Below are 15,047 nucleotides of genomic sequence, written 5' to 3'. Positions count from 1 at the left end.
TAATCCCTAGATAGGGGAGTGGTATGGGTAAGTACATCGTTAAACGTGTGCTTCAGTTCATCCCGGTATTTTTGGGCGTTACGCTGATTCTGTTCGCCCTCCAGAATATCGTGCCGGGAGATCCGATCAAGCTGATCGGTGGAGACAAGGCTCTGTCCCCCGAGGTGGAGCTTCAGCTTCGCGTCCGCTATCACCTGGTCCAATCGGACGAGGACGGCAACGCGATCCTTGACGAGAACGGCGACCCCGTTCAAACGTCGCTCGTGGACCGTTACTTGTATTACATGAACGGCCTGCTTCATGGCGATCTGGGTAATTCCTATCAGCGCAAGCTGCCGGTTACGGAAATCTTTGCCCAGAAGTATCCGTATACGGTCAAACTTGCCGCATGCGCCATCGTACTCGAGGCAATCATGGGTATCGGTGCGGGTATCATTTCGGCGGTAAAGCGTTATTCCTTCTGGGATATTTTGGTAACGCTCACCACGTCGATCCTCGTTGCCGTCCCGGCCTTCTGGCTCGGTATGTTGCTGCAGCTGTTCTTTGGCGTCATTCTCAAGGACGCCACGGGCGGTGCATTCTCCATGCCGATCTCGGGTGCCGGTGGTTCCAGTTCTCAGTATCAGGATTGGATGCACTATGTGCTTCCGACCATTACGCTGGCTTCGGTTTCGACCGCTTATGCCGCCCGCATTATGCGCTCGCAGCTGCTTGACGTCATGAGCCAGGATTACATCCGTACGGCAAAGGCCAAGGGTCTCTCCAATCGCGCGATCATCATCAAGCATGCGCTTAAGAATGCACTCATCCCCGTCGTTACCTATATTGGTGTCGACTTCGGTGCCATGCTTTCGGGCGCCATCCTGACCGAGACGGTTTTTAACTGGCCCGGTATCGGCTATGAGGTCTATCGCGCCATTAGCATGCGTGACTGGCCCATCGTTATGGGCGGCGTTACGCTCATCGTCGTCGTCGTCATGGTGATCAACCTGCTCGTCGACATTAGCTATGCATTCCTCGACCCGCGCATCCGCCTTGGCGGTCCGTCGGATAAGGCCTAAGGGAGGTACGTCTCATGCAGGAAACTGATTCTCAGTCTCAGGAGCAGGCTACCGCCACCATGGCCGCATCTGCTCCCGCCAAGTCTCGCACGCTGTGGGGCGACGCTTTTAAGCGTCTTCGTAAGAACAAGCTCGCCGTTATCGGTGTCTGCTGGATCATTATCGTCGTTGTGGTTGCCCTGACCGCAGATCTGTGGGCTAAGCCCTGGCTCGGTTCGCCGACGGCTTCCGATTCGACCACCATGGCCGAGACGTCGCTGCTGGCTCCGTGTGCAGAGCACCCGTTTGGCACCGACTCCCTTGGCCGTGACATTCTCGTTCGCGTTATCTACGGTGCACGCGTTTCGCTGTCCGTCGGCATTATGGCCACTGCGATCTCCACGGTGATTGGTCTGGTCATGGGCGCTCTGGCCGGTTTCTACGGCGGCATCTGGGATACGATCATCATGCGCTGTGCGGACATCTTCCTTGCGTTCCCGTACGTGCTGTTCGTTGTCGCCATGATCGCCGTTATCGGCCGTGGTCTTCAGAACGTCTTTATCGCCATCGGTATTCTTGGCTGGCCTTCGATTGCGCGCGTCTTCCGATCCGCGATCTTGACGGTCAAGGAAAACGACTATGTTGACGCTGCGCGCGCGATGGGTGCATCTGATGCTCGTATCGTCGTGCGTCACATCTTCCCGAACTCCGTTGCCTCCATCGTGGTCTACGCGACTATGAACATTGGTGGCGCCATTCTGACCGAGTCCGCTCTGTCCTTCCTCGGCATGGGCGTTATTCCGCCTACGCCTTCGTGGGGCTCCATGATTCAGGACGGCCAGCAGTATCTTCTGACTGCTCCCTGGATGATGATCATGCCCGGTCTGGCAATTCTCTCGACGGTGCTCGCCTTCACCCTGCTGGGTGACGGTCTGCGCGACGCCCTCGACGTCAAGATGAAGGACGCATAAGGATGAAGAAGAACAAGAACTATGTGGACCTGAAGGACCAGCCGGTTCCCGAGGGCCAGCATCTGCTCGAGGTTGATGACCTTAAGATGTATTTCCACACCGAGGATGGCGTCGTTCGCGCTGTCGATGGTGTGTCCTACACGCTCGATCGTGGCGAGACCCTGGGTGTCGTCGGTGAGTCCGGCTCCGGTAAGTCCGTGACCGCCATGACCATCATGGGTCTTATCTCGATGCCTCCGGGAAAGATTGAGGGCGGTGACGTTCGCTATCGCGGACGTTCTATCCTCGAGATGACCGAGGAAGAGATGCAGCACATTCGTGGCAACGATATTGCGATGATCTTCCAGGATCCTATGACCTCCTTGAACCCGGTCTATAAGATCGGCAAGCAGGTGGGTGAGGGCCTTCGCCTGCACCGTGGCTACTCCAAGCAGGAGGCGCTCAAGCGCGCCACCGAGCTTTTGGACCTCGTTGGTATTCCCGAGCCCGAGAAACGCGTCAATGAGTATCCGCACCAGTTTTCTGGTGGTATGCGTCAGCGCGTCATGATTGCCATGGCCCTTGCCTGCGATCCCGATATTCTGATTGCCGACGAGCCCACGACTGCCCTGGACGTTACCATCCAGGCTCAGATTATTGAGCTTATGCAGGAAATGCAGGAGAAGAACGGCAACGCCATCATCATGATTACCCATGACCTGGGTGTTGTCGCCGATATGGCCGACAAGATCATGGTTATGTACGCCGGCCGTCCCGTCGAGTTCGGTACTGCTGAGGAAATCTTCTACGAGAGCCGTCACCCCTATACCTGGGGCCTGATTCGCTCCATCCCGGAGCAGGCCATCGATGAGAAGAAGCCGCTTACGCCGATTCACGGCAACCCGCCTTCGCTCATGAACCTGCCCGAGGGTTGCGTGTTCTCGCCTCGTTGCCCCTATGCGACCGATAAGTGCCGCAAGCAGCGCCCCGAGCGTTTTGTCACCGAGTCCGGCCACTATTCTGCGTGCCATTATTCCGGTGACCCCGAGTTCCTCAAGAACGCCCCTGAGACGTCCCGCACGCGTAAGGATTCCAAGAAGGGAGGCGAGGCGTAAATGGCAGACAATAACGAGCGCACTCCGCTACTGAAGGTCGAGCACCTCTCTAAGGAGTTCCCCGCAGAGTCCGGCATGTTCGCCAAGCGTTTTTCCAAGCGCGTCGTCTCTGCTGTAAACGACATCTCTTTTGAGATTTATCCTGGTGAGACCTTTGGTCTGGTTGGTGAGTCTGGTTGCGGTAAGTCCACTACGGGTCGCACCATCATGCGCCTGACCAAGCCGACCGCCGGTAAGGTGTTCTTCCAGGGTAAAGATGTTGCCGAAATGAGCAAGCATGAGATCAAGGATATGCGTCGCGAGATGCAGTTTATCTTCCAGGATCCTTATGCCTCGCTGAATCCTCGCATGACCATCGGCGAGATCGTCTCCGAACCCATGACCATTCACGGCGTGGGAACCAAGGAGGAGCGCATTGAGCGCGTCCGCGAGCTTCTCGACGTTGTCGGACTGAACCCCGAGCACATCAACCGCTATCCTCATGAGTTCTCGGGTGGCCAGCGTCAGCGTGTCGGCATTGCCCGCGCTTTTGCGCTGAAGCCCAAGCTGATTATCTGTGACGAACCGGTATCCGCTCTGGATGTGTCCATTCAGGCCCAGGTTCTGAACCTGCTTAAGGAACTGCAGGACAAGTTTGGTACGGCGTATCTGTTTATCGCCCACGACCTGTCCGTCGTTCAGCACATCTCCGATCGCGTTGCCGTTATGTATCTGGGTAAGGTGGTCGAGGTTTCTGACTGGAAGACGCTCTATAGCGAGCCTCACCACCCGTATACGCAGTCGCTGCTGTCTGCCGTGCCGGTTCCCGATCCGGATATCCAAAAGTCCCGTAAGCGCATCATCCTCGCCGGCGATCCGCCGTCACCGCTGGATCCGCCGACTGGCTGCCGTTTCCACACGCGCTGCCCGATCGCGCAGGGCATCTGCTCCGAGAAGCTTCCCGAGTTTAGGGAAGTTGCTCCGGGCCACTGCTGCGCCTGCCACTTCGCCGAGCCGTTCCCGATCAAGGAATCGCATATCGACCTGTAGTCGGTTGTTATCGTTCGGGCCTGCCCTGGTGTTGCTTTTCAGAACGTCCTCGGACATGTCGGAAGCCCCGCTGCGCGCTACGCGCTGCGGGGCTTCCTCCGTCCTGCGGAATGTTCTGAAAAGCAACACCAGGGCAGGCCCTGCGGCAACTCGGCAGGTGGAATGCGGTTCCCTGATCGCTCACTTAATCTAATGGGAAAGATAGCGAGGCCGGAGCTTTAGCTCCGGCCTCCTTATATAAGGGCTCGGCAAAGCCGAGCCACCAAATTTGCATCAGCCCCAGTATATGTTTGAGAATCGTACTTGGAGTATGTGTCTGTAGGGCCGGAATGGGGGCAACTTCCCAACGCATTCCGCAGGGGGCGGTACATTTTGTAGCGCGAAGCGCGAATCAAAATGTACCGCATGCCCGAGGACGCGTTGGGAAGTTGCCCCCATTCCGGCCCGGACATATAGATCTACCTGCGCATTTTCAAATTCGTAAACTTTTTTGAAAAAAGTGCTTGCACAGTTCTCGAATCATAGGTTATTATCTTCCTCGTTGAAAGCGCGGGTCCAACAAAACGAACCGCGAATCAACAATATAGCATGTCGGAGTGGCGGAATTGGCAGACGCGCTAGCTTGAGGTGCTAGTGACCGCTTTTTGGTCATGCGGGTTCAAGTCCCGCCTCCGACACCATCGCATTTGAGAAGCCTCTTCGGAGGCTTTTTTGTTACCGATAGACGGTGAGGTTCACGATGGAAACGCTTGAGCGCAATGAGTGGGTTGACGTTGCCCAATTGGTCGATATTACGAGCGATGCTGTCATTATCTGCGAGCTCGACGGAACCATTTTGCATGTAAACAATCGCTTGCTCGACTTGATCTGCGAGGAACGTTCCGATGTGATCAACGGGGACGTTAAAGATCTCTTGTACTCGTCAGCATTTGAACGCGCGACAGAACATCGTCTTCCTTTTGAGACCAATGGTACCGAGAGCGAGTTGATGCTTAAGCTCAGTGACGGCTCCTTTATTCCCGTCCTAGTTTGTGCCGGCTCGGTTACGCCGCCTCGTATCTTTGGCCGCCGTGCGCCGCGTGTTCTCGTGGCGCTCCATAGTATCGAAGAGCAGTATTCGCATGACCGTCAGCTCAAGCGTGCGCTTTCGGAGCTCAGAGTGGCGAATAAGCGCCTCTCGGGCACGTTGTCGGTCATTATGAGCACGGTGGGCTCCGATGAGCTGCCTAGTTTGTTGGATACCGTTTTGAACCAGCTTGTAGGAACCCTCGATGCCTCGGGTGCTGCCATCTATTTTTCTGAGAGCGGCGGTTTTAAGCTTCGCGGTGTTTCCAAGGAGTTGTATGACAGCTACCTGCCCGAGTTTATGCCGTATGGTGCAGGTATCCCGACGTATGTGCTCCGTGAGGCTCGTGCCTGCCGCCTGTCGATTCAGCAGGACCTCGAGGGCGATAGGGTTGCCTCGGGTATGTTTATGGACCTTGACAATCGTTCTAAGCACCTGCTACGCGTGCAAGATATGCCTCCATACCGCAGCGAGATATGTCTTCCCGTGTTTTATGGCACTCAGGTGCTCGGTGTGTTGGAGGTCGGTTGGAAACGTCCGCAGGCGCCGCTTGCCTATGATGTCAACGTGCTCGAGGTCATTTGCGATTACCTCTCCATCCAACTAGTCGGCATGGCATCGAGTCTACGTTCACGTCGCACGGCAGAGCTTGGCCGTTCTCTCAACGTGCTGCGCGATGAGTTGTTTGCCTATCTCGATGATCCTGTTGCCGCCTCGCGTGCGGTGTCGACCGAAATCTGCGCTGTGCTCAGTTGCCATTTCTGCCCCGTGGAGTATGATGCGGGCCTCGGAACCTATGTCATCGATTTTGAAGGCGGCAGTCGTGTGGCATTGCCGGGCGATCCGGAGTCACTCTTCTTTTCTGTCACGACGCCGGCGGCGCGCCTGGGGGCAATTTCCGATGGATTTGAGACATCGGTGCTGGGTGGGACGAGCGCCGACGACCTCAAGCACGTGCGCCTTACGCGCGTGGACGAATCCACGACTATGGGCGCATGGTTGAGAGCCCACGGCCTGCCGTGTCAGGGACTTTATGTCGACTCCGGTATCGAGGCGGGGCGCTGCCACTCGGAGGCGGATGGTACGCGAAGCAACGATGCAATCGTGCCCGCTGATATCGCCAAGGGACCGACGAGGCGCGTTTTGCTGCTCCGTGATGGCAGCCAGGAGCCAATCGACGACCTTGAATACGACTACATGGTGCATTTGGCACACGACTTTGAGCTGATCTATGAGGGCGAGTCTCAAAAGCGTGAAGAGCGTCATATCGCTCAGACGCTTCAGATTGGCATGAGAAATTCGCTAGGCGACGTTCCGGGCATCGCAACCGATTCGGTATACCTGTCGGCAACGAATTCGGCGTTGGTCGGTGGTGACTTCTATACGCTTATCCGTCTTCCCGACGATTGCGCCGTTATGATATTGGGCGATGTCTCCGGCAAAGGAATTGAGGCGGCGTCGATGTCGGCGCTCGTCAAGACGGCGTTGACGGCTTATGCCTGGGAGGGTGCGGGACCCGCTCGCATGGCCCGCTCGCTCAATAGCATGCTCATGGGCTTTTCGAGGGTCGAGACGTTTGTGACGGCGTTTATCGCCAAGATTGATCTTAAAGCGGGCCGCGCTACCTATTGCTCTGCGGGACATCCTCCCACTATGGTCATTAGGCCGTCGTCGACGCCGCATGGCGGAGGAGAGACCTGCGGGGGAGAAGTGGAGCTCCTTGGGTGCCAATCGGGCGTGATCGGTGCCTTTGAGAGCATGGTGTACGAGACGGGCGTGTTTACGTTCGATCCTGGTGACATGCTGTTTATGTATACCGACGGAACGATCGAAGCACGCGACCGCTCGGGTGCTTTCTTTGGCGAGCAACGCCTGCGCGACCTTCTACTCTCTGTTTCGGGTGAGGGCGTATCGGGCATCTGCGGTAAGGTCTTGGGCGAGCTTGACCGCTTTACCGACTCGGCGCTGGACGATGACATTGCATTGGTGTCCCTTGAGTTTTTACGGGGTCGATCGTAGGTCGCGACGTTGGGCATACAGAATCCTAACGGTTGCAGAAAAGTGTGCATCGAGCGAGCTCTTTTGGGGAACCATGGTCGCATGAATGAGTGGAATGACATAGCGGTTTTGACGCCACCGGGCGATATCGATATCGCCTCGGTGCCCGAGCTGCGCCGACGGTTGGATAATTTAATCGACCGGGGGGTGCGCCGTGTTGTCATCAATTGCCAGACCGTGGCTTTTATCGACTCGACGGGTTTGGCGTTTTTGCTTACGCGTGCCAGAGAGCTTATGAGACGAGAAGGGCTGCTTTCGCTTGTTAACGCCTCCGATGAGGTCGTTCGCTTTTTGGAGATTGCCCGACTTGTCGACATCCTTCATGTTGCGGGTCCGGTGCGGGAGTCGATTCCCGCCATTCCGGTGGGGGAGTTGCCGCGATGGAGCAAGAGCGTCAAGGTGCAGCGAGGCATCGAGAATCTCCCGTATTATCGGCACCGTGTGGCCGAGCTTCTCGAATCACTTCCCCTGAGGCGTGATGAGCGCTATGACGTCGCATTAGCGTTGGGGGAGGCATTGGGTAACGCATATGACCATGCGGGCGGTGTTGGCTGCATCCTGACGATTCAGGCCTATGGGGACCGTGTTGTGCTTGAGGTGCTTGATCGAGGCGCTGGCTATTCTATCGATGGGGCGAGCGAACCGATGGCATCCGAGGAACGCGGACGCGGTATCAAGCTTATGCGCATGCTCGTCGATAATGTGGAGGTTGCCCGTCGCACGGATGGTGCCGGCACACGCGTTCGGATGGTCAAGCTGTTTAGTTCGGCATTGGAATCGTGCGCTTAGCGCCTTGAATCGACATGATTTCCCTGCGTGAACTTGCTTTGGGCAACTTTTTTGAAAAAAGTACTTGCGTCTTTTGGATAACTCGCGTAAATTAATAACCCGCAAGCGGACATGGCTCAGTTGGTAGAGCACAACCTTGCCAAGGTTGGGGTCGCGGGTTCGAGCCCCGTTGTCCGCTCCATTGCATTTCCGGACCGTTCTTAACGGTCCTTTTTCGGCGAAGTGGCCAAGTGGTAAGGCAGAGGCCTGCAAAGCCTTTACCCCCGGTTCGAATCCGGGCTTCGCCTCCAGGCAACATCCGGGCGCTCCGGCGCCCGTTTTGTTTTACATATGCGGACATGGCTCAGTTGGTAGAGCACAACCTTGCCAAGGTTGGGGTCGCGGGTTCGAGCCCCGTTGTCCGCTCCAAGCACAACAGCCCGACTACCACGGTAGCCGGGCTTTTTCGTACCCATTGCAGAGGCCCGAACCCGAGAGGGAGCGAGCGTTAAGCAAACGCGGAGCGTTTGTAGCGAGCTGGCGAGGTCGCCGGCAGGCGGCCGAAGCCGGTGCGGATCCGCGAAGCGGATACGCGGATGCCCCGTTGTCCGCTCCAACTATCTTACGCGGTTCTAACGAACCGCGTTTTTTGTTGACGCTGCGCGAGCCCCGGCACCCCATCTTGCCCCTCAATCGTCGGTCGCGTACATAAAGTACGCTTCCCTCCTCTTTCGCGGCAACCTGGGGCACCCGGAGCCCGCTCGCTGTCGTGGCCGGGGGAGTGGGTTTTCCGTTCTTTTCACTAATCGGTCGATTCGTCCCGGGAGGCTCGAACCCGAGAGGGAGCGAGCGTCTTGGGGCGTGGCCGTGGCGTTGTTTGCCGCGAATATCAGCTTTGGGCGTATCATCGTGGGCATCTCGCAAAACCTCGTTGCAAGGGAGGCGCGCTCCATGGCTACAGAAAAGTCCTCTTCGCACCCATGGATGTCCGATGCCGCGATCTATCAGATCTACCCGCGCTCGTTTAAGGATTCGACTGGTTCGGGTCTGGGCGATATCGCGGGCATTACCCAGCAGATGGACTATCTTGAGCGGCTGGGCATCGAGGCCATCTGGCTGAGCCCGTTTTACCCATCGCCTCTTGTCGATGGTGGCTATGATGTGGCGGACTACTGCGATGTCGACCCACGTCTCGGCTCGCTTGACGACTTCGATGACATGGTCGCTGCGGCTCACGCACGCGGCATCAAGGTCATCGTCGACATCGTGCCCAATCATTCATCCAACCAGCACCCCTGGTTCAAAGCCGCTCTTGCCGCCGGCCCTGGATCGCCCGAGCGCGCCCGTTATATATTCCGCGATGGTCGCGGCGAACATGGCGAGCTGCCTCCCACCAATTGGAATGCCAACTTTGGCGGCCCCGCCTGGACGCGTGTTGCGGACGGTCAGTGGTAGCTGCATATGTTTACGCCCGAGCGGCCGGACTTTGTCTGGTCATGCCCCGAGGTTCATGCGTTCTTTTGCGACGTCCTGACGTTTTGGAGCGATCGAGGCGTTGATGGCTTTCGCATTGATGTGGCGCACGGTCTCGCCAAGGGCCTCGACCGCGATGACCTCGACCGGTTGCATCTCGCCGAGGGCGATGACATGGTTGACGACGGCACCCATCCGCTGTGGGACCGCAACGAGGTCCACGAGATCTATCGCGAGTGGCGACGCGCTATGCCCTGCTGCAAATCAAGGCGACGCGCTACCGCCAGATTGCGCCCGACTGGCTCTTACGCGACGGGTCGTCTTATGACGAGGACCGTGAACTCGGCGAGCGCCGCGCGCGGGCGGCCCTTTTGCTTGAGCTGGCGCTTCCGGGCTCGGCATACGTGTATCAGGGTGAGGAGCTCGGCCTTTTTGAGGTGGCTGATGTCTTCGTGAGGTTCGCGAGGGCGTCGCAAAACTTTTCAAAAAAAGTTCTTGCATAGGATGCGGGCATCACGTAAGATTAATCCCCGTAAGCGGACATGGCTCAGTTGGTAGAGCACAACCTTGCCAAGGTTGGGGTCGCGGGTTCGAGCCCCGTTGTCCGCTCCATTTGGGCGTTTAGCTCAGGGGGAGAGCGCTTCCCTGACACGGAAGAGGTCACAAGTTCAAATCTTGTAACGCCCACCAAATGTTCGCAGTCCAGAGGCTTTGCTTCTGGACTGTTTTGTTATAAACACACATAATATGCCGTCAAATTATCGACCTCGGTCGCCTTTTCACGTTGCATTTGCTGCCCAGCATAATTTGTCGTTATTGGCCTCTTGGTCTCGTGGGAGATGATTATTCTGATCATAACCGTGCACGTCGCCCGCGTTTCCATGGTTGACCCCCGTGCAATCGTCGATCTTGCGCCGATATCACCTCATTATGCCGCTCGTGCTCTAAACAATGACCTTCCGTATTCTTCTCGTCGAGAAGCTGCCGGTGTGGGTGCGCTTCTTCGTGACGTTTTGGGTGTCTACGAGGATACGCAGCTTGTGTGCTCTTCATTTGGCAAGCCTGAACTTGCAGATACTAATGCCCCCTCCATTTCGATTTCGCATGCCGCCGGTACGGTCGTTCTTGCTGTTTCTGAGGCCGCGCAGTTATCTGGAGGACCTATAGGCGTAGACATTGAGTCGATGGATGAGGTATCGCCCCTAGCGGTTAGTCGAATGGCAGCCACCGAGGAGCGTGCATGGATTGACACTGCGGGCAATCAGCGGGATCGCTGCCGTCGCATGTGCCAGGTATGGACGCGCATCGAGGCCATCCTCAAGGCTGAAGGCGTCGGGTTTTCGATTGACCCTCGCAAAGATGGTATGCCCGACGGATGGAATACTTCGTCGGTGACATACGGTCGCTGTGTCATCTCTTGTGCGGCGCGCTCTACGCCTCGTATCGTCCTCAAGGAGCACACCTTTCGGGTAGCATAGGAGCCAATCGCCAATAGGGGAGACCGGTATGTCACTGAACGCTCAAAACGATATTGCTTCACGGATCGAGGATGCCGTCTTTGAACTTATGGCGACAACTCCGGTGCAGTCGATTAAGGTGGCCGAGGTACTTCGCCTTGCCCATACATCCAAATCTACGTTCTATCGCTGTTATCGCTCTGTCGATGATGTGGTTAAACGTTTTGAAGATGAGCTGCTGCAGAATATGCAGGACATCAATGATGTTGCGCTGGAGGCTCGTTTTGGCGATGCGCAGCTGGACCCTACGCCCACGATGATCAAGCGCATGGAGATCCTCAAGGCTAATCGCTCGAAAGTTTTGGCGCTTAACAGCGAAAACGGGGATCCCGTGTTCACGCATAAGGCTACGATTTTCATGCATGAGTATTTTCGCGACCGTCTGCGCTCAACATTTTCTGATGAGACCGATCTTGACCTGTATCTGGCTTTTGCTCTCGCGGGTCACCATAACCTTATCCAGTACTGGCTCGAGGTCCGTCCTGATTTGGAGGCACGCACCGTTGCCGCTGCGCTCAATCGCATGCTCTATGCGCCGCTGTTTGTCGACGATGCCGCGCGCCATTGGCACCCACGTATTCCCGATTTTGAAAAGCTGCTCGGGTGAGCGGCTGTTTTTTAGGGATGAACGGTTGCTCATGCAGTGAACTCAAAGTGCTCCGGCCCTATGAATCGGCTTTAAGCATGGTCATTTATCTGCTATTTGGAACGAAATTAAGTTATGTGTACCAAATGATGGGACACATAGCGGCTTTTTGTCCCACAACACCAAATAAACCCTCGTAAACTAAAGCTACGTTCAAAAGAACCACTGCAGTAGTTCAACGTGTGACGGTACAGAAAAGCCGCGAGCGCTCTCTCACCTTCGCTCGCGGCTGGACTGCGCCATCATTCCGTACACCTTCACATGATTAGGATGTGATATTCAGTGGTTACGCTCGGAAAGAACATGCGCAGTGTCTCGATTGTAGGCGTAGGCTGCACCCCGTTCAAGGATTTTGAGGAGCATCCCGAGACCCAGGGCATTGGCGAGGGCGAGGCGTTTGGCTATGCGGCCCTCGAGGCAATTGCCGATGCCGGTCTTGAGCCCCGCGATATCGACTTTTTCTATCACTGCAGCGCCAATCCGTATCTCGTTGGCGATTGCATTACCCCAAACATGCAGGTTGCCGATTGGTTTGGCGTTCGCGCCAAGGGCTCTGTCCATCATTCCGAGGCTTGCTGCACGGGCTACGTCGCCCTTGAGCAGGCCGTGATGGCAGTCGCCTCCGGTGCCTACGATGTTGTCCTTACGGGTGCCTGCGATTTGGCTTCGACGCTTCCCGTTGAGCATATGCCCTCCCATATTCGTCAGGACTTTACGCTCGACGTCATGATTCCCTCGCTCGATAAGATCTATGACCGTGCTTATGGTCGCCCGCTCGATGGCGCCTTTGGCGTGTCGTTCGATAACTGGATCAACGAGTATTCGATGCAGTACGACCTTACCGCCGATCAGATCGATGACGCCCTGAACGGCCTTACCAAGAGCCTTCGCCGCGGTGCCGTCCTGAATCCCCTTGCCTGGTACGAGACCACGGTCGAGGAGGACGCGAAGGCAGCTGGGTTCGATACCGCCGATGAATATCTCAAGAGCATGTACAACCCGCGCGTTACGCAGTACCTGCGCGTTACCGGCTTTGAGAAGAAGTGCGACGGTGCCGCTGCTGTTGTCGTAATGCCCACGGAGAAGGCCAAGGCCATGGGTGTCCCGTATGCACCTATCGAGGTTCTGGGTACGGGCGCCTCTGCTGTCGAGGCCGGTCTGCTCCACAACGAGCACTGGGCTACCGAGCTTGCCGCCAAGCAGGTCTATGACCTTACCGGCGTGAGCCCCGACGAGATCGACCTGTTCATGTGCAACGACTTCTTCCTGGCTTCTGAGATCGTTTCGGCCGAGGAGTGCGGCTATATTCCGCGCGGGGAGGCTTGGAAGTACGCGATCGATGGTCGCACCGCTTTTGACGGCGATAAGCCCATCAACCCGCACGGTGGCCGCTGCAACTTCGGTCACGCTCATGGCGCATCCGGCATCGCCGATATCGTCGAGGCCGTCAAGCAGATGCGTGGCGTCGCCGGTGCTACCCAGATGAAGAAGATCCCCGAGACGGCGTTCCTGCGCGGTTTTGGCGGTTCTCAGAACGTGCGCTGCCAGATTCTTCGTATCGTCGCCTAAGCGACCGCGGTTTTCGATTTCCCATAAGGAGTATTCTCATGCAACTCAAAGATATGGAGCCCGTGGTCAAGAAGTTCTACACGGGTCTTGAAGAGGGCATCTATTGGGCACGTCAGTGCCCCGAGTGCGGAGCTGTCGAGTTTCCGCCCCACCTTGCCTGCAATGCCTGCGGCTACCACAAGACCGACTGGGTCCAGGTTTCCGGCCACGGCCGTCTGATCGATTTTACCCTGCCTGGTCCGCAGAACGACAAGCCCTACCTCAAGGAGTATGGCAAGTACGCCTACGGCGCCGTCGATATCGACGAGGGTTCTCAGTACACCTACGTCATCTACGGCATTACCAAGAAGAAGGCCCCCGAGATTCGCGCCAAACTCATGGCGGGCGAGACCGTTGGCGTCCATGCCAAGGTCATCGACCGTCCGGGCTACAAAGAGCTTACGTTCGAGCTTGACGACTAAGTTTTCACCCTTGTAACAATTCGATTCCTCTCTTAGGCCACGGCGGGACCCATGTCTCCAGCCCGCCGTGGTCGCCCCTCTGTTTTATCTTAGAAAGGCTTTGCCATGAACGATGAACTCACTCAGCAGATTTGCGATTTTGCCAAGTCCGCCTACAACTATGACGGCGATGTGACCCCCGAGACGACGTTTGAGACCCTGGGCAAGGGCTCGATGAAGATGATTGCCCTGACGTCCATGATCGAGAACGAGCTCGATGCCGAGGTTCCCGTTCGCGAGGTCATGGTCATGAAGACCATCGGCGAGCTTATCGAGCGCACTGCCGAAGAGATGGAGTAACTGCCATGGACCTGATGCAGACCCTGCGCGAGCAGGCTGCCGCCAAGCCTATGCGCGTTGCTTTTCCCGAGGGCGAAAACGAGACCATGATGCAGGCGGTCGCAAAGATCGCTGCCGAGCATCTTGCCGAATGCGTGCTGGTTGGCGACGGCGGTAAGCTCAAGGAGCTTGCCGACGAGCGCGGTATCTCCCTTGACGGCATCGAGATTGTCGATGTGACCGACGAGGAGGCGAACGCCGCCTGCTGTGAGCGCTACCTTTCGCATCCGGATTGCAAGTTTAAGTCCAAGGGCGCCGCGCGCCGTATGACGCGCCCGCTTGAGCGCGCTCTTATTTTGCAGGTGCTCGGCGATGTCGACGTAATGTTCGCCGGCATCGATAACGCCACGGGCGATATTATCCTGGCGGGACAGACCATCGTCGGCCTTGCCGACGGGGTGGACACCGTGAGCTCGTGCGGTATCGCCGACATTCCCAATTGGAACGGCGGTGAAGGCGGCCTTTTGGCTTTTGGCGATTCCGCCGTTTGCGTTGACCCCACGAGCGAGGAGCTTGCCTCGATCGCGATTTCGTCGAGCGAGACGGTGCGCTCGCTGACCGGATGGGATATCCGTTGCGCACTGCTTTCGCATTCGACTGACGGTTCGATGGATAACGAACTTGTCGACAAGGTGCGTCGTGCTCGCGAGATTGCCAACGATCGCCGTCCCGATCTTGCCATCGACGGCGAGTTCCAGTTTGATTCGGCGATTAACCCCAAGGTTGCGGCCAAGAAGGTACATCGTGAGTCCGCTGTTGCGGGCCAAGCCAACGTGGTCATCTGGCCCGATATCAACGTAGGCAATATCGGCGTCAAGATCATCCAGAATCTGACCGGTGCAAATGCCTACGGCCCCATGCTTCAGGGCTTCAAGAAGATCGTGTGCGATTGCTCGCGCTCTGCGCCCGTCGACGAGATCGTCGGCAACGTGGTGATGAGCTGCGTGCGTGCCCAGGCGCTTAAGGAGGCTTAAGGC

13 protein-coding genes, 6 tRNA genes and 1 pseudogene are annotated in these 15,047 nt (G+C 57.0%); all 20 read left to right on the top strand.

Going from position 1 to position 15,047, the window contains the following annotated elements; genetic code table 11:
- Positions 1–23 precede the first annotated feature (23 nt).
- The 20 genes and pseudogenes from ACTQXI_RS03320 (at position 24) to ACTQXI_RS03225 (ending at position 15,044) form a co-directional block, all read left to right on the top strand.
- Complete coding sequence (locus ACTQXI_RS03320; RefSeq protein ID WP_304212150.1) at positions 24–1,061, top strand: ABC transporter permease; 1,038 nt, start codon at positions 24–26, stop codon at positions 1,059–1,061.
- 59 nt (positions 1,062–1,120) lie between these two features.
- On the top strand, positions 1,121–2,011 hold the full coding sequence (locus tag ACTQXI_RS03315) for an ABC transporter permease (RefSeq protein WP_370450642.1): 891 nt from the start codon (positions 1,121–1,123) through the stop codon (positions 2,009–2,011).
- Positions 2,012–2,013: 2 nt separating this feature from the next.
- Positions 2,014–3,105 carry an ABC transporter ATP-binding protein gene (locus ACTQXI_RS03310; RefSeq protein WP_154517437.1) on the top strand — a complete coding sequence of 364 codons (1,092 nt, stop codon included), beginning with the start codon at positions 2,014–2,016 and terminating at the stop codon, positions 3,103–3,105.
- Positions 3,106–4,134, top strand: a complete 1,029-nt coding sequence (locus ACTQXI_RS03305; RefSeq protein ID WP_154517434.1) for an ABC transporter ATP-binding protein — start codon at positions 3,106–3,108, stop codon at positions 4,132–4,134.
- A 590-nt stretch (positions 4,135–4,724) separates the two neighbouring features.
- Positions 4,725–4,814: transfer RNA gene (locus ACTQXI_RS03300), tRNA-Leu, on the top strand.
- 59 nt (positions 4,815–4,873) lie between these two features.
- Complete coding sequence (locus tag ACTQXI_RS03295; RefSeq protein WP_441548325.1) at positions 4,874–7,219, top strand: GAF domain-containing SpoIIE family protein phosphatase; 2,346 nt, start codon at positions 4,874–4,876, stop codon at positions 7,217–7,219.
- 81 nt (positions 7,220–7,300) lie between these two features.
- On the top strand, positions 7,301–8,047 hold the full coding sequence (locus ACTQXI_RS03290; protein ID WP_154517428.1) for an anti-sigma factor antagonist: 747 nt from the start codon (positions 7,301–7,303) through the stop codon (positions 8,045–8,047).
- 105 nt (positions 8,048–8,152) lie between these two features.
- Positions 8,153–8,228: transfer RNA gene (locus tag ACTQXI_RS03285), tRNA-Gly, on the top strand.
- 35 nt (positions 8,229–8,263) lie between these two features.
- Positions 8,264–8,337: transfer RNA gene (locus ACTQXI_RS03280), tRNA-Cys, on the top strand.
- Between the two features lie 42 nt (positions 8,338–8,379).
- Positions 8,380–8,455 (top strand) — tRNA-Gly (locus ACTQXI_RS03275).
- Positions 8,456–8,977: 522 nt separating this feature from the next.
- Positions 8,978–9,694 (top strand): annotated as a pseudogene (locus tag ACTQXI_RS03270) (alpha-amylase family glycosyl hydrolase); the annotation flags it as partial.
- Positions 9,695–9,735: 41 nt separating this feature from the next.
- On the top strand, positions 9,736–10,002 hold the full coding sequence (locus tag ACTQXI_RS03265; RefSeq protein ID WP_441548331.1) for a hypothetical protein: 267 nt from the start codon (positions 9,736–9,738) through the stop codon (positions 10,000–10,002).
- 33 nt (positions 10,003–10,035) lie between these two features.
- A tRNA-Gly gene (locus ACTQXI_RS03260) sits at positions 10,036–10,111 on the top strand.
- Positions 10,112–10,114: 3 nt separating this feature from the next.
- Positions 10,115–10,189, top strand: a tRNA-Val gene (locus ACTQXI_RS03255).
- Positions 10,190–10,338: 149 nt separating this feature from the next.
- Positions 10,339–10,977, top strand: a complete 639-nt coding sequence (locus tag ACTQXI_RS03250) for a 4'-phosphopantetheinyl transferase family protein (RefSeq protein ID WP_441548324.1) — start codon at positions 10,339–10,341, stop codon at positions 10,975–10,977.
- Between the two features lie 28 nt (positions 10,978–11,005).
- Positions 11,006–11,623 carry a TetR/AcrR family transcriptional regulator C-terminal domain-containing protein gene (locus ACTQXI_RS03245; RefSeq protein ID WP_441548323.1) on the top strand — a complete coding sequence of 206 codons (618 nt, stop codon included), beginning with the start codon at positions 11,006–11,008 and terminating at the stop codon, positions 11,621–11,623.
- A gap of 342 nt (positions 11,624–11,965) precedes the next feature.
- The gene (locus tag ACTQXI_RS03240) at positions 11,966–13,231 is read left to right on the top strand and encodes a thiolase family protein (protein ID WP_441548322.1); all 1,266 of its coding nucleotides are present in this window, start codon (positions 11,966–11,968) and stop codon (positions 13,229–13,231) included.
- A gap of 38 nt (positions 13,232–13,269) precedes the next feature.
- A complete protein-coding gene (locus ACTQXI_RS03235; protein ID WP_441548321.1) occupies positions 13,270–13,692 on the top strand; it encodes a Zn-ribbon domain-containing OB-fold protein in 423 nt (140 codons plus the stop codon).
- A gap of 105 nt (positions 13,693–13,797) precedes the next feature.
- Positions 13,798–14,031 (top strand): acyl carrier protein, encoded by a 234-nt coding sequence (locus ACTQXI_RS03230; protein ID WP_441548320.1) that lies wholly within the window; start codon positions 13,798–13,800, stop codon positions 14,029–14,031.
- Positions 14,032–14,036: 5 nt separating this feature from the next.
- A complete protein-coding gene (locus tag ACTQXI_RS03225; RefSeq protein ID WP_441548319.1) occupies positions 14,037–15,044 on the top strand; it encodes a phosphate acyltransferase in 1,008 nt (335 codons plus the stop codon).
- Positions 15,045–15,047 lie beyond the last annotated feature (3 nt).

Origin of the sequence: Collinsella sp. LCP19S3_C9 (assembly GCF_052121575.1) — a bacterium.
Lineage (GTDB): Bacteria > Actinomycetota > Coriobacteriia > Coriobacteriales > Coriobacteriaceae > Collinsella.
Note: the sequence above shows the minus strand (reverse complement) of the source record. Positions and strands in the feature narration are given on the sequence as shown.